The organism is Rhodanobacter sp. Root480 (assembly GCF_001426645.1).
Lineage (GTDB): Bacteria > Pseudomonadota > Gammaproteobacteria > Xanthomonadales > Rhodanobacteraceae > Rhodanobacter > Rhodanobacter ginsenosidimutans.
On the sequence record NZ_LMEX01000001.1, the window covers coordinates 1132989 to 1153489 of the forward strand.

The 20501-nt window shown below is 66.6% G+C and carries 20 protein-coding genes; 12 read left to right on the forward strand and 8 right to left on the reverse strand.

Going from position 1 to position 20501, the window contains the following annotated elements:
* Positions 1-2: 2 nt before the first annotated feature.
* From ASD22_RS05320 to ASD22_RS05335, 4 genes are all read right to left on the reverse strand, one after another.
* On the reverse strand, positions 3-341 hold the full coding sequence (locus tag ASD22_RS05320; RefSeq protein ID WP_056079872.1) for a cupredoxin domain-containing protein: 339 nt from the start codon (positions 339-341) through the stop codon (positions 3-5).
* A gap of 96 nt (positions 342-437) precedes the next feature.
* Entirely contained in the window at positions 438-731 is a 294-nt protein-coding gene (locus ASD22_RS05325; RefSeq protein WP_056079875.1) for a DUF6587 family protein, read from the reverse strand.
* Complete coding sequence (locus ASD22_RS05330) at positions 728-2563, reverse strand: ferrous iron transporter B (RefSeq protein ID WP_056079878.1); 1836 nt, start codon at positions 2561-2563, stop codon at positions 728-730. The genes ASD22_RS05325 and ASD22_RS05330 overlap by 4 nt, the downstream gene beginning before the upstream one ends.
* The gene (locus ASD22_RS05335) at positions 2560-2805 is read right to left on the reverse strand and encodes a FeoA family protein (protein ID WP_007081932.1); all 246 of its coding nucleotides are present in this window, start codon (positions 2803-2805) and stop codon (positions 2560-2562) included. Before ASD22_RS05335 ends, ASD22_RS05330 begins: the two co-directional genes overlap by 4 nt.
* A gap of 115 nt (positions 2806-2920) precedes the next feature.
* Between ASD22_RS05335 and ASD22_RS05340 the strand changes: the two genes are divergently transcribed.
* From ASD22_RS05340 to ASD22_RS05375, 8 genes are all read left to right on the forward strand, one after another.
* Positions 2921-3715 carry an enoyl-CoA hydratase-related protein gene (locus ASD22_RS05340; protein WP_056079883.1) on the forward strand — a complete coding sequence of 265 codons (795 nt, stop codon included), beginning with the start codon at positions 2921-2923 and terminating at the stop codon, positions 3713-3715.
* A gap of 155 nt (positions 3716-3870) precedes the next feature.
* Complete coding sequence (locus ASD22_RS05345; protein WP_056079886.1) at positions 3871-5877, forward strand: biotin carboxylase N-terminal domain-containing protein; 2007 nt, start codon at positions 3871-3873, stop codon at positions 5875-5877.
* An 86-nt stretch (positions 5878-5963) separates the two neighbouring features.
* The gene (locus ASD22_RS05350; RefSeq protein ID WP_056079888.1) at positions 5964-6866 is read left to right on the forward strand and encodes a hydroxymethylglutaryl-CoA lyase; all 903 of its coding nucleotides are present in this window, start codon (positions 5964-5966) and stop codon (positions 6864-6866) included.
* A gap of 38 nt (positions 6867-6904) precedes the next feature.
* Positions 6905-7393: a GNAT family N-acetyltransferase gene (locus ASD22_RS05355; protein WP_056079892.1), complete on the forward strand. Its 489-nt coding sequence runs from the start codon at positions 6905-6907 to the stop codon at positions 7391-7393.
* A 55-nt stretch (positions 7394-7448) separates the two neighbouring features.
* Positions 7449-8030 carry a GNAT family N-acetyltransferase gene (locus tag ASD22_RS05360; protein ID WP_056079894.1) on the forward strand — a complete coding sequence of 194 codons (582 nt, stop codon included), beginning with the start codon at positions 7449-7451 and terminating at the stop codon, positions 8028-8030.
* A gap of 30 nt (positions 8031-8060) precedes the next feature.
* Positions 8061-8828 (forward strand): SDR family NAD(P)-dependent oxidoreductase, encoded by a 768-nt coding sequence (locus ASD22_RS05365; RefSeq protein ID WP_056079897.1) that lies wholly within the window; start codon positions 8061-8063, stop codon positions 8826-8828.
* A gap of 112 nt (positions 8829-8940) precedes the next feature.
* On the forward strand, positions 8941-9504 hold the full coding sequence (gene yeiP, locus ASD22_RS05370) for an elongation factor P-like protein YeiP (protein WP_056079900.1): 564 nt from the start codon (positions 8941-8943) through the stop codon (positions 9502-9504).
* 792 nt (positions 9505-10296) lie between these two features.
* Positions 10297-12414, forward strand: a complete 2118-nt coding sequence (locus tag ASD22_RS05375; RefSeq protein WP_056079902.1) for an FUSC family protein — start codon at positions 10297-10299, stop codon at positions 12412-12414.
* A 26-nt stretch (positions 12415-12440) separates the two neighbouring features.
* On the opposite strand, the gene ASD22_RS05380 is transcribed toward ASD22_RS05375, so the two are convergent.
* A complete protein-coding gene (locus ASD22_RS05380) occupies positions 12441-13001 on the reverse strand; it encodes an ECF-type sigma factor (protein ID WP_056079905.1) in 561 nt (186 codons plus the stop codon).
* 212 nt (positions 13002-13213) lie between these two features.
* On the opposite strand from ASD22_RS05380, the gene ASD22_RS05385 reads away from it, so the two are divergent.
* The 4 genes from ASD22_RS05385 (at position 13214) to ASD22_RS05400 (ending at position 16678) form a co-directional block, all read left to right on the forward strand.
* Entirely contained in the window at positions 13214-14248 is a 1035-nt protein-coding gene (locus ASD22_RS05385) for an amidohydrolase family protein (RefSeq protein WP_056079907.1), read from the forward strand.
* Complete coding sequence (locus ASD22_RS05390) at positions 14245-14754, forward strand: hypothetical protein (RefSeq protein ID WP_056079909.1); 510 nt, start codon at positions 14245-14247, stop codon at positions 14752-14754. Before ASD22_RS05385 ends, ASD22_RS05390 begins: the two co-directional genes overlap by 4 nt.
* 35 nt (positions 14755-14789) lie before the next feature.
* Complete coding sequence (gene kynU, locus ASD22_RS05395) at positions 14790-16085, forward strand: kynureninase (RefSeq protein ID WP_056079913.1); 1296 nt, start codon at positions 14790-14792, stop codon at positions 16083-16085.
* A 95-nt stretch (positions 16086-16180) separates the two neighbouring features.
* Complete coding sequence (locus ASD22_RS05400; protein ID WP_056079915.1) at positions 16181-16678, forward strand: pyridoxamine 5'-phosphate oxidase family protein; 498 nt, start codon at positions 16181-16183, stop codon at positions 16676-16678.
* Between the two features lie 124 nt (positions 16679-16802).
* Here the strand turns inward: ASD22_RS05400 and ASD22_RS05405 are convergent, their stop codons facing one another.
* From ASD22_RS05405 to proB (ASD22_RS05415), 3 genes are all read right to left on the reverse strand, one after another.
* Positions 16803-18065, reverse strand: a complete 1263-nt coding sequence (locus tag ASD22_RS05405; protein WP_056079920.1) for a glutamate-5-semialdehyde dehydrogenase — start codon at positions 18063-18065, stop codon at positions 16803-16805.
* Positions 18062-19240 (reverse strand): glutamate 5-kinase, encoded by a 1179-nt coding sequence (proB, locus tag ASD22_RS05410; RefSeq protein ID WP_056079923.1) that lies wholly within the window; start codon positions 19238-19240, stop codon positions 18062-18064. Before proB (ASD22_RS05410) ends, ASD22_RS05405 begins: the two co-directional genes overlap by 4 nt.
* A 90-nt stretch (positions 19241-19330) precedes the next feature.
* Complete coding sequence (gene proB, locus ASD22_RS05415) at positions 19331-20500, reverse strand: glutamate 5-kinase (RefSeq protein WP_056079926.1); 1170 nt, start codon at positions 20498-20500, stop codon at positions 19331-19333.
* Position 20501 lies beyond the last annotated feature (1 nt).

A 20501-nucleotide genomic window follows, 5' to 3' on the forward strand; every position in this document is an offset into this window, starting at 1 on the left:
CCCTACTCCACGATCAACGTGCCCTGTGCGGTGGGCTGATGGAAGTCACCAAAAAAGTGGTAGCGGCCGGCTTTCAACGGGCCCACGAAAAGTGTGGCGCTGCTTTTCGGCATGACGATTTTCTCGGCGGGAAAATCGTTGCTCTCGAACTCCTCCGGCGAGGGATCCTTGTTGATCACTTCCAGTTTCACTCGCGTGTCGGCCGGAATGTGCAACTCCGTGGGCTGATAGCGGTGGTCCTGCAGCACCAGCGTGTAATCCTTCGACTCGGCAGCCACGGCAAGCCCCGAGGTGGCGATCGACAGCAACACCCCAAACGCGATGGATCCTGTGTATTTCACGACGATGTCCGACGACCTTGATCGGCTAATGATAATCATTCTCACAAACGAGCTCAAGCGGAACACGGCATCGGCAAGAAGGGCTCGATTTTCAGCCTAGCGCCGAGGCCTGAATTCCAGCGGCTGTGGTTCGACCTGCGCACCGGCTGGCGGCTTGGGTCCGCAGGCGCCGCAGGTGGCGCAACCGTCGCTGCAATCGCCGGTGGCTTCCTTCGGCTTCAGCCGGCGCCCGAACGCACGTACCCAGGCCGGCCGATCTTTCTGGTTGAAGCGGATGGACCCCGCCGCCAGCCAGCGGTTGGTGAGCTTGGGCGCCAGCTTGCGCAACACGATGAACACGCTGGCCAGCACGATCAGCCCCACGATCACGTATTGCAACCCCATGCTCATGCCAGTGCGCTCGCTACCTGGTAAACGACGAAAGACGCTGCGTACGCCAGCACGAACATGTAGCCGAACGAGATGGCCACGTTGCGCCAGGAGTCGGTTTCACGGCGGATCACCGCCAGCGTCGACATGCACTGCGGCGCATACGCAAACCACACCAACAGCGACAGCGCGCTGGCCAGCGAGATCTGCCCCGCCAACGCCTGGCCCAGGCCGCTCGCCTCACCGCCGACCAGGTACACCGTGGCCAACGCCGCCACCGCCGTTTCGCGCGCGGCGAAAGCCGGGATCAGCGCCAGGCTGATCTGCCAGTTGAAGCCGATCGGTGCGAACACGTAATGCAAGGCGCGCCCGATATAGCCGGCGAAGCTGTACTCGATGGCCGCCCCCGTGGCCCCTTCCGGCGGCGACGGAAAGGTGGAGATGAACCACATCAGGATGGTCAGGCCCAGGATCACGCCGGTCAGGCGCTTCATGAAAATCGCGCCGCGCTCGTACAGGCCGATCGCCACATCGCGCACCTTGGGCAACCGATACGACGGCAGCTCCATCAGCAACGCGTGCTCGCTCTTGTCGCGACGGATGTGCTTCATCACCCAACCCACCGCCATCGCGCCCAGGATGCCGGCCAGGTACAACGCGAACAGCACCACGCCCTGCAGGTTGAACACGCCGAACACGCGACGGGTGGGTATGAACGCGCCGATCAACAGCGCATACACCGGCAACCGCGCCGAGCAGGTCATCAATGGCGCGATCAGGATCGTGGCCAGGCGGTCGCGCGGGTCCTGGATGCTGCGCGTGCCCATGATCCCGGGGATGGCGCAGGCAAAGCTCGACAGCAGCGGAATGAACGAGCGTCCCGTCAGCCCCACCGACAGCATCAGCCGATCGAGCAGGAACGCGGCGCGCGGCAGGTAGCCCGACTCCTCCAGCACGATGATGAACAGGAAAAGGACCAGGATCTCGGGCAGGAAACCCAGCACCGTGCCGATGCCGCCGAACAGGCCGTCGGTCACCAGACTCTGTAGCGGCCCGGCCGGCATCAGCGCGGCGGCCTGCGCGCCCATCCAGCCGAAACCGTCGCCGATCAGGTCGGTCATCGGCTTGCCGATCGAGTACACCGCCTGGAACACCAGGAACATCACCACGGCCAAAATCATCAGGCCGAATACGGAGTGCAGCGTCCAGCGGTCCAGCGCATCGTCGATGACGGCCGTGGCGCGCGGCATCGTCACCGTGGCCGCCAACAGTTCGCGTACTTGCGCATGCAGATCGGCGCGGCTGGCCGCATCGTCCGCTTGCACCGGCGCGGCAGCTGGCACCTCGCCATCCACGCGTTCGATCAACGCCCTGGCGCCGCCGCGCTTCACCGCGATGGTTTCCACCACCGGCAGGCCGAGCCGTTCCTGCAATTGCGGCACGTCGATGACGATGCCGCGCTGGCGCGCGGTGTCCATCATGTTCAACGCCAGCACCACCGGCCGGCCCAGCCGCTTCACCTCCAGCACGAAGCGCAGGTGCAGGCGCAGGTTGGTGGCATCGGCCACGCAGACGATCAGGTCCGGTGGCGTCTCGCCCGGGTAATTGCCGGCGCAGACGTCGCGGGTGATCTGCTCGTCCGGGCTGTTGGCCTCGAAACTGTAGGTGCCAGGCAGATCCAGCAATTGCAGCACCCGGCCGGACGGCGCGGTAAAGCGGCCTTCCTTGCGCTCCACCGTGACGCCGGCGTAATTGGCCACCTTCTGGCGGCCACCGGTGAGCTGGTTGAACAAGGCCGTCTTGCCGCAATTCGGGTTGCCGACCAGCGCGATCTTCAGCGTGGAAGCACTCACGCGGCTACCTCGACACGCACGCTGACCCGGGCCGCTTCGGCGCGACGCAGCGCAAAGCGGGTCGAGCCGATCTGGATCAGCAACGGATCACCGCCCATCGGGCCGATCGCCACCACCCGCAACGGCTCGCCGTCGACGAAGCCCAGGTCGCGCAAACGTTGTGCAATCGGGTCGGACGCGTGCGCATCGTCCACGCGGTCGACGACGGCGGGAGATCCCTTGGGCAACTCGGAAAGGCGCACGGCTTTTCTCAAATAAGAATTGTTCGCATTGTATCCCCTCACGTGGCCGGTTGCACCGCACGACACGGTCATCCGCGGGCAGCGTTTATGATGCGGTTCTTTGCCGGATGCACTCATGACCGACTCGATCCTCAGCGAACGGCGCGACGGCATCTGCTGGCTCACGCTGAACCGGCCGCAGGTCCACAACGCGTTCGACGACGCGCTGATCGCCGCGCTCACCCTCGCCCTCGAACAGGCCGGTGCCGATCCGGCCGTGCGCGCCGTGGTGCTGAGCGGCAACGGCAACTGCTTCTCCGCCGGCGCCGACCTCAACTGGATGCGCGGCATGGCCGGCGCCAGCGAGGCAGAGAACCACGCCGATTCCCTGCGCCTGGCCCGCCTCATGCGCACGCTGCAATACCTGCCCAAACCCACCGTGGCACGGGTCAACGGCGCCGCTTATGGCGGTGGCGTGGGGTTGGTGGCTTGCTGCGACATCGCCATCGGCGTGGACGGCAGCAAGTTCGCCCTGTCCGAGGTGAAGCTGGGTCTGGTGCCGGCGGTCATCTCGCCTTACGTCGTCGCCGCCATCGGCTTGCGCCAGGCACGGCGGCTGTTCATCACCGGCGAAGTGTTCGACGCCGCCACGGCGGCCCGCATCGGCCTGCTTCACGCCAGCGTGCCGGCGGGTGAACTCGACGAAGCCATCGCACGCCAACTGCATCTGCTGGGCAAGGCGGGCCCGAACGCCCAGCACGAAGCCAAGCAACTGGCGCTGCGCATCGGTGGCGCGGACGCGGCGCAGGCCGAGCGCATCGATGAAGAGAATGCGGCGCTGATCGCCCGCCTGCGCGTTTCCGAGGAAGGCCAGCACGGGCTCGCCGCTTTCCTCGACAAGCGCGCACCGGCATGGGTAGGCGGCCTCTGACGCGATGGACAAACCTTGCGGTCGTTGGCCACTGAAATCTTCTCTGCGAGCCGCTTGACCCACGTTCCCATGCTGCGCCGCGCATCGGTTGCCATGCGCCTATCTGTTAGCGTTACAAGCTTTGCACCACCATCAAACGGCTGCAGGAATACCCCATGTTCGAGCGCGTACTGATTGCCAACCGCGGCGAGATTGCCTGCCGCGTGATCCGCACCTGCCGGCGCCTGGGCATCCACACCATCGCGGTGTATTCGGACGCGGACCGCGATGCCCAGCACGTGCGCCTGGCCGACGAGGCCTGGCCGATCGGCGGGCCGCGCCCGGCCGAGTCGTACCTGCGCGGCGACGTCATTCTCGAGGTGGCGAAAAAATCCGGTGCGCAGGCGGTTCATCCCGGCTACGGCTTTCTTTCCGAAAACACCGGTTTCGCCCGCGCCTGCACCGACGCCGGCATTGTCTTCATCGGCCCCAAGCCCGAAAGCATCGACGCGATGGGCTCCAAGGCCGCGGCCAAGGCGCTGATGGAGAAACACGCCGTGCCGCTGGTGCCGGGTTATCACGGCGAAAACCAGGATGCGGCGTTTCTTGCGGAGCAGGCGCAAAAGACCGGCTTCCCGCTGATGATCAAGGCCGCCTCCGGCGGCGGCGGCAAGGGCATGCGGATCGTGCGCAATGCGGCGGAATTCGCCGATGCGCTGGCCTCGGCGCAGCGCGAGGCGACCAGTGCGTTCGGCGATGCGCGGGTGATCCTGGAGCGCTACGTCGAGCACCCGCGACACATCGAGTTCCAGGTCTTCGGCGACACCCACGGCCAGGTGATCCACCTCAACGAGCGCGAGTGCTCGGCGCAGCGCCGCTACCAGAAAGTGCTGGAGGAAACGCCCTGCCCGTCGCTCGACGACGCCACCCGCCAGGCCATGGGCCAGGCGGCGGTGGCGGCGGCAAAAGCGGTGGACTACGTGGGCGCCGGCACGGTGGAGTTCATCGTGGCGCGGCGGGCCGATGGCAGCCCGGGCGAGTTCTTTTTCATGGAGATGAATACGCGGCTGCAGGTCGAGCATCCGGTCACCGAGATGACGCTGGGGCTGGATCTGGTCGAATGGCAATTGCGCGTGGCCGCGGGCCAGCCGCTGCCGTTGCAGCAGGACCAGGTGCGCGCCCACGGCCACGCGATCGAAGTGCGGTTGTACGCGGAAGACCCGGACCAGAATTTCCTGCCCGGCTCCGGCAAGCTGCAAACGCTGCGCCTGCCCGAGCCGTCGCCGCATGTGCGCCTGGATGGCGGCGTGGTCGAAGGCGACACGGTGACGATCTTCTACGATCCAATGATCGCCAAGCTGATCGTGTTCGATGCCACCCGTGCGAAAGCGCTGCAGCGATTGCGCGAAGCGCTGGCGGCCAGCGAGATCATCGGCCCCAAGTCCAACATCGGTTTTCTGGAGCGGCTGGCACGGCATCCGGCTATCACCGAAGGGCGCATCGACACCGGCTATCTGGATCGCCACCTGGATGAATTCGTGGTGGGCGACGCGGCGCCAGGCGACCGCGTGCTGTTCGCCGCCGCCACCGCCGCCTTGCTGCATGACGAAGCGCATGTGGACAGCGCACCCGCCGACCCGCATTCGCCCTGGGCGCGCGCCGACGCCTGGCGCATCGGCCATGCCGGCAAACGAATCATCGCCTTGACCTGGCGCGAGCAACGCCACGACATCGAAGCCCATGGCGACGGCGGCGACTATCGCCTGCGTCATGGTGAGGCCACCCGCGACGTGCGCGGCGCGCGGCTGCTGGAAAACGCGCTGAGCGCGCGCTTCGGCGGCGAGGCGCAGCGCCTGCCGCTGCGGGCCGATTCACGGCATGTCCTGCTGCACGACGCCGATGGCCAGCGCTACAGCTTCACCCGCGCCGTGGCGTTCGCCTGGGAAGCCAGCGATGCGGCCGGCGGCAACCAGGTGATCGCGCCGATGCCCGGCCGCATCGTGCTGGTGAAGGCGCAGGCTGGCGATCAGGTCGAACAGGGCCAGGATCTGCTGGTGATGGAGGCGATGAAGATGGAACTGGCCTTGAAGGCGCCGCGCGCTGGCACCATCGAAAGCGTGAGCGCAGCGCAAGGCGAATTCGTCGAGGCCGATGCGGTGCTGGTGAAATTCGCCGAAACATGAGCTGCAGGAGCGACTTCAGTCGCGATGCTCTTCGTAACGTAACGCATCGCGGCTGAAGCCGCTCCTGCATCAATCCGGAGCTTGCCATGACCTCTTCCGACCACGTACGCATTGTCGAAGTCGGCGCGCGCGACGGGCTGCAGAATGAAAAGACGCTGCTGCCGGCGGCGGTGAAGATCGAACTGATCGACCGGCTGTCGGATACTGGCTTGCAGACCATCGAGGCCACCAGTTTCGTCAGCCCGCAATGGGTGCCGCAGCTGGCCGACGCGGCGGAAGTGTTCGGCGGCATCCACAAGAAACCGGGCGTGAGTTATCCGGTACTGGTGCCCAACATGCAGGGCTACCAGCGCGCGCTGGCCGCCGGTGCCACCGACGTGGCCGTGTTCACGGCCGCTTCGGAGGCATTCAACCGCCGCAACATCAACGCCTCCATCGACGAATCCATCGAGCGTTTCGCACCCGTGCTGGAACAGGCGCGGGTCGATGGCGTGAGCGTGCGCGGCTATGTGTCCACCGTGCTGGGTTGCCCCTACCAGGGCGACGTGCCGGTGAGCGACGTGGTGCGCGTGGCGCAGCGTTTGCACCGGATGGGTTGTCACGAAATATCGCTGGGCGACACCATCGGCGTGGGCACGCCGGCCAAGGCGCGGGCCATGCTGAAGGCGGTGGCCGGCGAGTTACCGATGGCGGCGCTGGCGGTGCATTTCCACGACACCTACGGCCAGGCGCTGGCCAATATCCTGGCCTGCCTGGAGGAAGGCGTACGCGTGGTCGACAGCGCCGTGTCCGGCACGGGCGGTTGCCCCTACGCCAAGGGCGCCACCGGCAACGTGGCCAGCGAGGACGTGGTCTACATGCTGCACGGCATGGGGCTGGAAACCGGCATCGATCTCGACCTGCTGATCAACACCGGCGCGTGGCTGGCCACCCAACTCCACAAGGAAACCGCCAGCCGCGTGACCCGGGCGCGCACCGCCGCCGCCTGAGCTACCATCCTCCACCGCCACTGCGGCGACCCCACGCCATGACCGACACTTTCCTGATCCGCCCGATCCAACCCGACGACGACGCGGCCATGGCCGCGATCATCCGCGCCGTGATGCCCGAGTTCGGCGCCGACGGCCCCGGCTTCGCCATCAACGATGCCGAGGTGGACACGATGTACACCTCCTACGCACAGCCGCGCAGCAGCTATTTCGTGGTCGAGCGCGACGGCGTGGTGATCGGTGGCGGTGGTGTCGCGCCGCTGCAGAACGCCGAGCCGGATGTGTGCGAACTGCGCAAGATGTACTTCCTGCCCACCGCGCGCGGCATCGGCGCCGGCAGCGCGATGATCCAGCGCTGCCTCGACGCGGCCCGCGCGCATGGCTTCAAACGCTGCTATCTGGAAACCCTGACTGGCATGGATGCCGCGCAAGTGTTGTACAAGCGCAGCGGTTTCACCCCGCTATGCGCGCCGCTCGGTGGCACCGGCCATTTCGGCTGCGACCGCTACTTCATCCGCGACCTGTGAGCGCGACGATGCCCGACCACGATCCCTGCATCCCTGCGCGAAAGGCCGTCACCCGATGATCCGCATTGCCCGCGACGGGGATGCCGCCGCCATCCACGCCATCTATGCGCCGTCCGTCACCGACGGCGTGGCCACCTTCGAAACCGAACTGCCCGGCGTGGATGCCATGGCCGGGCGCATCCGGGCCAAATTGCAGCATTACCCATGGCTGGTATGGGAAGAGGCCGGCGACGTGCTCGCCTATGCCTACGCCGGACGTTTCCGCGAGCGCGCTGCCTACGACTGGATCGCCGAAACCTCGATCTATGTGCACGGCAATGCGCAGCGGCGTGGCATTGCGCGACGGTTGTACGGCGTGCTGCTGGAGGTGATGCGTGAACAGGGCATCACCCAGGCTGTGGGCGTGATCACCCTGCCCGGCACGGTCAGCGTGGCGATGCACGAAGCCATGGGGTTCACCCCGGCCGGCGTGTGGCGCCAGAGCGGCTACAAGCTGGGCCAATGGTGGGACGTGGGCGTGTGGCAGAAGGAGCTGCAACCGGCGACAAACCCGCCCCGGCCGGTCACGCCATTTCCCCAGCTTGCGCCCGCAACGTTGCGGACATGGCTGGGTCACGGCGACGACGCGCTCGGTTAAGATGGCGGCCTTTCCCACTGGGGACGGCTCATGCAGCTCAATCAGGTCAAGGCAATCATCACCGGCGGCGCTTCCGGGCTCGGCCTGGCGGTGGCGCGGCAACTGGTCGCCAGCGGCGGCAAGGTAACGCTGTTCGACGTCAACGACGCCAACGGCCAGGCCGCCGCCAGCGAACTGGGCGACGCCGCGCGTTTCCTGCGCACCGATGTCACCTCCGAAGATGGCGTGGCCACCAACGCCGCCGCCGCGCACCACGCGATGGGCGGGCTGAACGTGGTGATGAACTGCGCCGGCATCCTGGGCGCGGGCCGCGTGCTGGGCAAGCAGGGCGCGATGCCGCTGGCCAATTTCTCCGGCACCGTCATGGTGAACCTGGTCGGCAGCTTCAATGTCGCCAAGGCCGGCGCCGCGCTGATGCAGCACAACGACGCGGGCGAGGATGGCGAGCGCGGCGTGATCATCAACACCGCCAGCGTCGCCGCCTACGAGGGCCAGATCGGACAGGCTGCCTACTCCGCCTCCAAAGGCGGCGTGGTGGGCATGACCTTGCCGATGGCGCGCGAACTGGCCCGCTTCGGCATCCGCGTCGCCACCATTGCCCCCGGCATTTTCTGGACGCCGATGGTCGACGGCATGTCGGACGAGGTGCAGGCCTCACTGAGCGCGTCGATCCCGTTCCCCGCCCGCCTGGGCCAACCTGACGAATTCGCCAATACCGTGGCCTTCATCCTGGGCAATCGCTATATCAATGGCGAGACGATCAGGCTGGACGGGGCGGTAAGGTTGCAGCCCAAGTGAGGGAATAGGGAATGGGGAATAGGAAAAGCCGGCTCCCCACCCTTTCCGCTTCCTTCGTTGTGAACAGATTGTCCGATTCCCCATTCCCGATTCTCCATTCCCGGTCGAACCCATGAAAGCTTCCGATACCAAGAAAGGCAACGTCGTCGAGCACGAAGGCACCGTGTATCAGGTGCGCGACATCGAGCGCAGCTCGCCCAGCGCGCGGGGTGGCAATGTCACCTATCGCTTCACCTTGTACTCGATTCCGGGCGGGCGCAAATACGACCTCAGCCTGCGCGCCGACGACGACATCAGGGAAATGGATCTGGTGCGCCGCGCGGCGAATTTCTCGTACATGGACGACGGTGCGTTCGTCTTCATGGATGCCGAGGATTACACCCAATACCCGCTGTCGCCCGAGCTGGTCGGCGACAACGCCGGCTACATCGTCGAAGGCATCGAGGGCTACTACGTGCAGCTGATCGACGACGCGCCGGTGGGCCTGCAGGTACCCAGCAGCGTGATCCTCACCGTGGTCGACACCGCTCCCGAAATGAAAGGCTCCAGCGCCACCAAGCGCAACAAGCCGGCAAGCCTTTCGACCGGCATCGAGATCCAGGTGCCCGAGTACATCGCCAACGGCGAGAAAGTCTGGGTAAACACCCTGACCGGCGAATTCAGTGGTCGAGCCTGACACGGAATGCCCAAAGGCATTCCGTGTCAGGCTCGGGCGAGGCAGGAAGCCGAGCGGCAGCACTCCATGGACGGCTGCTTGCCTCAGCTCACCAACGCGTTTGCGGAATGCCCAAAGGCATTCCGCGCGTCAGGCTCGGGCGAGGCAGGAAGCCGAGCGGCAGCGCTCCATGGACGGCTACTTGCCTCAGCTCACCAACGCGTTTGTGGAATGCCCAAAGGCATTCCGTGTCAGGCTCGGGCGAGGCAGGAAGCCGAGCGGCAGCGCTCCATGGATGGCTGCTTGCCTCAGCTCACCAACGCGTTTGCGGAATGCCCAAAGGCATTCCACGCGTCAGGCTCGGGCGAGGCAGGAGCCGAGCGGCAGCGCTCCATGGACGGCTACTTGCCTCAGCCCGCCATCGCGTTTGCGGAATGCCCAAAGGCATTCCGCGCGTCAGGCTCGGGCGAGGCAGGAGCCGAGCGGCAGCGCTCCATGGACGGCTACTTGCCTCAGCCCGCTTCACATGAAGTGAGCGACATTTCGCGCCCCAGGACCTCCAAAAACCACGTCATTCCAGCGAAAGCTGGAATCCAGTGACTTCCAGCCGCTGAAAGAGGCCCTGGATTCCAGCTTTCGCTGGAATGACGGGTCTGATGAGATTGTTCGCCCCCCATTGCGCGCATCAACCGAAGACGGGACGGAAACCAGGCGCGACGCGCACCCAACCCGCCCCCCACAACACCCAAAGCCTCGCCTCTCCTGCGCTACTCTCATCACGTGTAAACCCGAACCGTAGCGCCAAGGAACACCATGTCCAGCAGTGCCTACTCGCTACGCGCCCACGCGATCGAGAGCCTGGTCCGCATCAAGCGACCCGATGTGCCGTGGCGGGTGGTTGTGCGCAATACGGCGGCGGTGGCGTTGCCGCTGGCAATCGGCTTGGGCACCGGCCATCCGCAGGTGGGCCTGGGCGTGGCCGCTGGCGCGCTCAACACGATGTTCTCCGATCAGCCCGGCCCGTACCGGCAGCGCATGCGCCAGTTGCTGCTGGCGTCGTTGGCAGCCGGCACGGCCTCGTTGCTGGGGTTCTTGATTGGCGGCCATCTGCTGCCGATCCTGCTGGCCACCGCGGCGTTCGGCTTCTGTGGCGGGCTGCTGGTGGTGTTCGGCACCGATACCGCCCGGGTCGGCATGACCAGCATGATCCTGCTGGTGATCACGGCGGCCACGCCGATGCCACTGGCACAGGCGGCCAGCGCATCGGCGCTGATCGTTTGCGGCGGCCTGTTGCTGGCGCTGTTTTCGCTGGCCGCGTGGCCGTTGCAGCGCTACTGGCCCGAGCGCCAGATACTGGCCACCGTGTACACCGGCCTGGCCGCTCAAGCCATGCAGCCATCACAGGACAACGCCGACGCGCCCGCCCTGACCGACGCGATGACCACCCTGCAGCACACCTTGCTGGGCCGGCACCGCTCGCATGGCCGGGCGATGGAGGCGTTCGGCGTGCTGCTGGAACTGGCCGAGCGGATGCGGCTGGAATTCGTCGCCATGGGCGAGTTGGACGCGGACAACGACGTCTATCGCAAATTCCGCGAGCAGGCCGCCGAAGTGCTTTCGGGCATTGCCACGGCACTGGAAGAAGGCGAAACACCCACCCAGGCCACCCGCTCGCTGCAATGGTTGCAAGCGTGCGAGACCGAGATCGACGGCACCCAGCGCAGCGTCGGCATGAACCGGCACGTGCACGCGCTGACCGGCCAGCTGTCCGCCGCGGTGCGCAACGCCGACTGGGCCGGCAGCCGGGGTGAATTGCGCGCGCGTGCCGCGGAAACGCAGTTGCCCCAGGCATTGCGCAGCAGCTCCACCGTGGCCACGTTGCGCGCCAACCTCACCGTGCACTCGGTGGCGTTCCGCCATGCCATACGCACGGCCGCGTGCCTCACGGCGGCACTGTGGCTTTCGCGCCTGCTGGACCTGCCGCATGGCTACTGGCTGCCGATGACGGCGGCGATCGTGCTGCGCCCGGACTTCGCCGCCACCTTCAACTTCGGCCTGCTGCGCATGCTGGGTACGGTGGCCGGCCTGGTGGTCACCACCGTCTTGCTGCATGTCACCCCCGACCAGCCGTGGGCGCATCTGCTGTTGCTGGCCATCCTGTGCATGACGTTCCGCTACCTGGCCAGCGCCCACTACGGCATCGCGGTGGCGGCGCTGACCGGCACGGTGGTGATTTTGCTGTCGTTCGATGGTGTAAATTCCGGCGTGGCGGTGATGGATCGCGTGATCAACACCACGCTGGGTTGCGGCATGGCCCTGTTCGCCTACGTTGCCTGGCCGACGTGGGAGCGCGGCCGCGCACGCGCCGCCCTGGCCCGGATGCTGGAGGGCTACGCCGACTACCTGGCCGCGCTGGCGCAACCCGGCCAGCGCACGGCCCATCACGAAACCCGCACCGCGGCGCGGACCCGGCGCAGCAACGCGCAGGCATCGCTCGAACGCATGCGCGCCGAACCGGCCACGCCGCCCGAGCTTCTGAAAGTGGCGCGCGCCCTGTTCGCCAACGGCAACCGGCTGGCCCGCACGGCGATGACGCTGGAAGCCCTGATCGACGACAACGACGCCCTGCCCGAGCAAGGGGAAACCGGCAACTTCATCGAGCTGGTGGCGAACACGCTGCGCGAGATCGCCGATGCCCTGCGCGAACAACGCGCGCCCATCGACCTGCCCGACCTGCGCGCCCTGCAGCAGACGCTGGTGGTGTTGCTGCTGATGTCCGAGAACCGCGCTGGCGCCGACCTGCTGACCCGTATCAGCGATCGCCTGGTCGACAACGTGAACACGCTGGCCCACGTGGTGCAGCAGAGTGTCACCACCTCGGATGGCCAGCGCTTGCGCTCCCACCCGGGCAAACCCACCCAGGCAACCTGAGCCGAGGCCAGGTCGGTGCGCGGCCGCTAGCGCTCCAGCTCGCGCTGCAACCAGGCCCGCGCCACGCGCCACTCCCGTTGCACCGTGCTGGTGGAGATGTCCAGCGCCGCGGCAATCTGCTCGCCGGTCATGCCCATGAAAAAACGCATGGCCACGATGTTTGCCTGGCGCGGGTCCAGCGCAGCCAGCAGGTCGAGGCATTCGGCCAGCACGGCGTAGTCGACGTTGTCGGAAAGCTCGGCGGTGATCTCCAGCAACTGCATGCGGCCGGCTTCCTGCGGCCGCTTGGCGGCCTTGCGCCGGCGCGCCGAATCCACCAGCACTTCACGCATGGCACGCGCGGCCACGCCCAGCAGATGGTGCCGGTTGGCCCATTGCGGCGGTTCCGAACTACCGAAAACCTTCAGGTACGCCTCGTTGACCAGGGCCGTCGCGCTGAGCGTGCGCTCCATCTGCTCGCGGTTGAGCTGGGCCTTGGCGATGCCATGCAGCGCCGCGTACATGTGGCGCAGCGCCTCGTTCAACGCCTGCGGGTTTCCCGACTGCGCAGAATGCAGCAAGCGTGTGACTTCGGCTTGATCGCTCATCGGATTCCGCCTCTCGCGCATGGCGGCGGTTCGATGGCCGAAACCCCGACCTCACCCCGTCCAGACTGCCGCATGCAAGCCCTTATCGTAGCCGGAAAGCCGTTTGGCGTCTGGATGGATGTCACTTCCTGGCGGCCTTTCTGCGCCATTCCAGCCACCGGATTGTGCGACCGCGGCACGACACCGCCGCGGCCCGGTTTTACACTGCCCGGATGCTGAAGATTGACAGCCATGCGCACATTCTCCCCCGTGACTGGCCGAATCTGGCGGCCAAGTACGGCAACGACCGTTTTCCGGTGATGACCCATTCCGACGGGCGCCACCGCATCTACAAGGGCGGTCGCTTTTTCCGCGAAGTGTGGGACTCCGCCTTCGACCCGCAGCAGCGTATCGACGATTACGCCCGCTTTGGCGTGGACGTGCAGGTGATCTCCACCGTGCCGGTGCTGTTCTCCTACTGGGCGCCGGGTTACCAGGCGTTGGAACTGCACCGCCATCTCAACGACCACGCCGCCAGCCTGTGCCGCGACTATCCGCGCCATTACGCGGCGCTCGGCACGGTGCCGCTGCAGGCGCCGGAGCTGGCGATCGCCGAGCTGGAACGCTGCATCGACGAGCTGGGGCTGCAAGGCGTGCAGATCGGCTCCCACTGCGGCGACTGGAACCTGGACGCGCCGGAGCTGTTCCCGTTCTTCGAGGCCGCCGCCGATCTCGGCGCCGCCGTGATGGTGCACCCGTGGGACATGATGGGCACCGCCACCATGCCCAAGTACTGGCTGCCCTGGCTGGTCGGCATGCCGGCCGAGCAATCGCGCGCCGCCTGCTGCCTGGCGTTCGGCGGCGTGCTGGAGCGGCTGCCGAAACTGCGCGTGATGCTGGCCCATGGCGGCGGCAGTTTTCCCTACACCATCGGCCGCATCGAGCACGGCTTCCGCATGCGCCCGGACCTGGTCGCCACCGACAACCCGCGCAACCCGCGCGACTACCTGAAGCGATTCTATTTCGACTCCTGCGTGCACGACGAACAGGCCTTGCGATATCTGCTGGATGTGACGGGCGTCGAGCAGGTCATGCTCGGTACCGATTATCCTTTCCCACTGGGGGAACAGCAGCCCGGCAGCGGCATCGAGGAACTGGCACGCGGCGACGCCGATCGCGCCCGCCTGTTCCACGGTACCGCGCTGGAATGGCTGGGCCTGCCCAAACACCGTTTCGCCCCTGACGCCCCACCATCGGAGCAAGCATGATCTTCCCGCGTACCGTCCTTATCGCCAGCGCCATGCTGCTGGCCGCCAGCGTGCACGCCGCCGACGTGAGCATGGCCAATGGCCAGGTCCACTTCACCACCCCCAATGGCTGGCTGGACATCATGGAAACCGAGGGCGACCCCGAGGCGCGCGTCTTCCAGGTGCCGGACCCCTCGCCCACCGCGCAAAGCAGCCTGGCCCGCGTCACCGTGACGGTGAAGCAGACCGCCGACATCCCCGCCTTCCAGCAGTACGTCGGCGAGGCCACCGCCAAGGCCGCCGCCCTGCCCGGCTACACGGCCACCGCCCACGGCGGCGCGAACAACACCTATACCTACACCGCGCAGGAAGCCGGGGCGCAGTTCAACTACAGCGAGCGCTACTGGTACAAGGGCAACCATTCGATCCAGCTGCGTTGCGTACGGCCGCAGCAGAGCCAGGCCGGTGCCACCTGGGCAGCGGCATTCGACAAGGGCTGCGATGCGATCGCCGCGCAACTGAAGTAACCGCGAAACGCATCCGCCGCGAGGACAGTTCATCCATGCACGATTACCAAGCCAGCGCCGCCTGGGCGCAGGCCCGCGACGCCGCCGATCCCCTGCGCCACTTCCGCGACGAGTTCCTGATTCCGCCGCACGAGGACGGCAGTGGCCGCGCGGTCGATTCCGTCTATTTCTGCGGCAACTCGCTGGGCCTGCAGCCTCGCGCCGTACGCGAGGCGGTCAACGCGGAGCTGGATTACTGGGGCGAGCTGGGCGTGGAAGGCCATTTCAAGGGCCGCCTGCCGTGGATGGATTACCACGAGTTCCTGCGCGACGACCTGGCAGCCATCGTCGGCGCGCAACCGGGCGAAGTGGTGACGATGAACACGCTGGGCGTGAACCTGCACCTGATGATGGTCAGCTTCTACCGCCCCACGCCCGCGCGTTCCGCGATCCTGATCGAGGCGGGCGCATTTCCTACCGACCGCTATGCGGTGGAGTCGCAGATCCGCTTCCACGGCTTCGATCCCGCACGCGACCTGATCGAGATCGAACCGGACGAACCCAACGGCACCTTGTCGCTGGCGGCGATCGAGCAGGTCCTGGCCGAGCACGGCGCGCGCACGGCCCTGGTGATGCTGCCGGGCGTGCAATACCGCAACGGGCAGGCGTTCGACCTGGCGGCGATCACCGCGCTGGCGCATCGACACGGCTGCAAGGTGGGCTTCGACCTGGCCCACGCGGTGGGCAACCTGCCGCTGCAGCTGCATGACAGCGGCGCCGATTTCGCGATCTGGTGCAGCTACAAATTCCTCAACGGCGGACCTGGCGCCATCGGCGGCGCATTCGTTCATGCGCGCCACGCCAACGCCGTGCTGCCCCGCTTCGCCGGCTGGTGGGGCCACGACAAGGCCACGCGGTTCCAGATGGGGCCAGAGTTCATCCCCACGGCCGGTGCCGACGGCTGGCAACTGTCCAATCCGCCAATCCTGGCGCTGGCCCCGTTGCGCGTATCGCTGGAAGTTTTTCGCCGCGCCGGCATGGCCCGCCTGCGCGAAAAATCGGTGCGACTCACCGGCTATCTTGAATGGCTGGTGCACACGCAGTTGAACGACCTGCTGCACGTGGTGACACCCGAAGAACCCGAACGCCGTGGCGCACAACTGTCCATCCGCGTTACCGACGGCCGCGAGCGTGGCCGGGCACTGTTCGAGTACCTGATGCAACACGGCATCATCGGCGACTGGCGCGAGCCGGACGTGATCCGCATCTCACCGGTGCCGCTGTACAACCGCTTTGCCGATTGCCTGGCGTTTGCACATGCGGTTCGACGCTGGCATGACGCATCCGCTTGACCGGCAACACCATCCGACACTGCTGAACATCGATTTCATCGGACGTTGAGTTGCATTGCGCCATCGTGGAGCTTTCGACCACGACGGAGTCCGCCATGAAGAACGACGCGCCGAACCAGGGTGACCTGCGCAAGCTTGGAGAGCTCATCGACGATATCGAGGTGGCGATGCTGACCACGCGGGCCGCGGACAATTCACTGGTCAGCCGCCCGCTGGAAACGCTCAAGCTGGACGCGAACGGAGAGCTGATTTTCTTTACCGCCGCCAACAGCCACAAGGTGGCGGAACTCACCGACGACCATGAGGTGAATCTCGCCTACGCGCACCCGGGCGAGCATCGCTACGTGTCGGTACGCGGCCGAGCCCGCATGGATCGGGACGCCGACACCATCAATGAACTCTGGTCGCCCGCGCAAAAGGTGTTTTTCCCCGACGGCAAGGACGATCCCAACCTGATGGTGCTGCGCGTGCAGGTACGCGATGCCAGTTATTGGGAGGCAGGGAATTTCGTCGAACGGGCGCTCGACCTGGCGCGCGGCATGATCAGCGACGCGCCCGGCGACATCGGCGAGCACGGCCATCTGGAAGGCTGAATCACCGCGTCCGCCCCCATGCCCTACCAGGCGAGCGTGCAGGAGCGCACCCTGTGCGCGATGCTCTTCGTTACCCAACCAAAGGCATCGCGCACACGGTGCGCTCCTACAAATCCACGCGTCCCTACGCGCGACTTTGCGGATGCCGCACCTGGCCGTCCCCGCGCACCACGAAACGTTCGATAGTGAGCGACTCGGCACCCATCGGGCCGTAGGCGTGCAGGCGCGTGGTGGAAATGCCGATTTCCGAACCCAGCCCCAATTCGCCACCATCGGAGAAACGCGACGACGCGTTGACCATCACCACCGCACTGCGCAGCGCGTGCACGAATGCGTCGGCCGTCCCCTGGTCGGTGGTGGCGATGACCTCGGTGTGATCGGAGCCGTAGCGGCGGATATGCGCGATGGCATCGTCCGCGCTATCCACCACACGAATGGCCAGGATCAGGTCGAGGAATTCGGCGGCGTAGTCGTCCTCGCTGGCGACGGCCATGTCCGGCACCTGCTCGCGGCTGCGTTCGTCGCCGCGCAGTTCGACACCGCGCTGGCGCAGCGCTGCCGCGGCCTTCGGCAGGAACTCGGCGGCCACATCGCGATGTACCAGCAGCGTCTCCAGCGCGTTGCATACACCGGGCCGCGAAGTCTTGCCGTCGATCAGCAGATCCAGCGCGAGCGTGAGGTCCGCTGCCTTGTCCACGTAGAGATGGCAGACGCCCTTGTAGTGCTTGATCACCGGCACGCGCGCGTGTTCGGTGACGAAACGGATCAGGCCTTCGCCGCCGCGCGGGATGGCCAGGTCGATGATGTCGGCCAGCTGCAGCAGTTCGACCATCGTCTCGCGGCGCAAATCTTCGACGAGAGTGACGGCCGCGGCGGGAATGCCATGCTTCTGCAGCGCCACATGCAGCGCTGCCGCGATCGCGGTGTTCGAATGCAGCGCTTCGGAACCACCGCGCAGGATCACCGCATTGCCGGCCTTCAGGCACAGCGCCGCGGCATCGGCGGTGACGTTGGGACGTGCTTCGTAAATCATCGTGATCACGCCCAGCGGAATGCGCACGCGCTCGATCGCCAGCCCGTTGGGCAGTTGATCGCGCCGCGTCACCTGGCCCACCGGATCAGGCAGGTCGGCCACCTCGCGCACGGCGTTGGCGATGGTCGCGACGCGCCCCGCATCCAGACGCAGCCGGTCGAGCATCGCGCCCTGCACGCCCTTGGCGGCGGCCTGCGCCATGTCCTTTTCGTTGGCGGCAAGGATGGTATCGGTCTGGCTGTCGATCGCCTGGGCCATGTCCAGCAGCAGCAGGCGCCGGGCAGTGTTGTCGAGCGCCGCGATGGCGGTGGCGGCGTCGCGGCAGGCCAGGGCCTGGGTACGGATGTCGCTCATGCGTATTCTCCTGTCAGCAACCCGGTATCGCCCAGCGTGGCCAGGTCGTCGCGATGGACGACGTTTTCGCCATAGCTGTAACCGAGCCGGTCGCCGATGTCCCGGGTGTGGGTTCGTGCGATGCGATTGATTTCCGCCGCGCCATATTGCGCGATGCCGCGGGCGATGACGTGCAGCATGCCATCATCGCCGCCCGTGACGATCTCGACCATGTCGCCACGCTGGAACATGCCATCCGCACGGATGATGCCCATGGGCAGCAACGATGCCCCCTCGCGCACGATGGCGTGCGCGGCGCCGGCATCGACGTGGATATGGCCCGTCACCGCCGGCATGTGCCGCAGCCAGTATTTGCGCGCATGCAGGCGGGTGGCGCTGGTATGCAGCAGCGTGCCGCGCAGCTGGCCGCGCGCAAGCAGGCTCACCACTTCGCTGTCGCGGCCGTTGAACAGCGCGGTCTGGATGCCCGCCGTCGCGGCTTTCTCCGCCGCCTCCAGCTTGGTACGCATGCCGCCCGTGCCTACGGACGATCCGGCGCAACCTGCCATCGCCATGATCCCGGTAGTGAGTTCGAGCACTTCGTTGACTGGCTCGGCATCGGGATTCGTGCGCGGGTCGGCCGTATACAGGCCGTCGATGTCGGTGGCGATCAGCAGCAGGTCGGCGTCGACCAGTGCCGCCACGATGGCCGCGAGATTGTCGTTGTCGCCCAGGGTGAGCTCGTCGATGGCCACGGTATCGTTCTCGTTCACCACGGGCATGATCTTGTAGTTGAGCAGCTCGCTCAGCGTGGCGCGCGCGTTGAGGTAGCGGCGCCGGTCGCGCAGGTCGTCATGGGTCAACAGCACCTGCGCCAGCGGATGGTCGAACAGGCGTTGCCACAACGCCACGGTCTGCGTCTGGCCCAGCGCCGCCATGGCCTGCCGGGCGGCATTGCTGGTGTCTTCGTGGGAATGGTCGCGCAGCATCAGGCGGCCGGCGGCGACGGCGCCCGACGACACCAGCACGATCTCGCGACCGTCGGCGTGGCAGGCTGAAATGAATTGTGCAAGGCCCAGGGCGTAGCGCGTACTGAGTCCGCCAGTGTCGGCGGCGAGCAGGCTGCTACCCACTTTCAATACGGCGCGCCGCCATGGCGGCAGGGTTTGTGGTGTGAATGGTCGTGTCTGGGTCATCGTCCTCTACAAGTGGCCAAGGGAAATGCAACGTCGTGAATCCCGCATTTTAACCGATGCCCGCCGAGGGGTCGGCGGGGTGACTTCCAGCTAGCGCTGCGGCAACGCATCGCCGGTGGCATCAGTGAGGGTCGCCATGTCGTCGCGGTGCACTACCTCGTCGCCATAGCTGTAGCCGAGCACGGTTTCAATCTCGCGGCTGTGCCGGCCCGCCAGGCGTCGCACCTCGGCGGCCGAGTACTGGCTCAACCCACGCGCCACCGATTGGCCGTCCATATCGATAATCTCGACCAGGTCGCCGCGATGAAACTCGCCCTCGGCTCCGGTCATGCCACCAGGCAGCAGCGAGGCGTGGCCGCCAGCCAGCGCGCGTGCCGCGCCTGTGTCGATACGGATGCTGCCGGGTGCGGCGGGCGCGTGACGCAGCCAGTGCTTGCGCGCATGCATGCGCGTGCTTGCCGCGGCAACAAGGGTACCGTGCAACACGCCATGCTGCAGCGCCTCTACCGTGGCGGCGTCGCGGCCGCTGAACAATGCGGTGGGAATGCCGGCGGTTGCCGCGCGCGCCGCCGCCTGCAACTTGGTACGCATGCCGCCGGTGCCAACCTTGCTGCCGCTGCCGCCGGCCATCGCCATGATCTGCGGGGTCAGGGCGGGAATCTGCGCGAACGGCACGGCATCAGGGTGATGCCGGGGATCGGCGCTGTACAGCGCATCGACGTCGGACGCGATCAACAGCAGGTCGGCATCGACCAGGGTGGCCACGATGGCGGCCAGGTTGTCATTGTCGCCCAGCTTCAACTCATCCACCGACACGGTGTCGTTCTCGTTGATCACCGGCAACACATCCAGCGCCAGCAGCTCGCGCAAGGTGGCACGCGCGTTGAGATAGCGGCGGCGATTGCGCACATCGTCGTGGGTCAGCAGCACTTGGGCCACCGACTGCGACGCCAGCGATTGCCACAGCGCGATCATCGGCGCCTGCCCTAGCGCCGCCAGCGCCTGTCGCGCCGCGATATCCGGGCCCGCGCCCGACTTCGCCCGCAACATGGCCCGTCCGGCGGCCACGGCGCCCGAAGACACCAGCACCACCTGACGGCCCGCGCGATGGCTGGCCGCCATGAAATCCGCCAGCGCGGCCGCGTACTGCGGCGTAAGCCCGCCGCCATCGGCCGCCAGCAGGTTGCTGCCGACTTTCAGCACGGCCCGCTTCCACGGGGGTAGCGGCTGGGCGGGCAAGCTTCGGGTTGCCGGATTCATC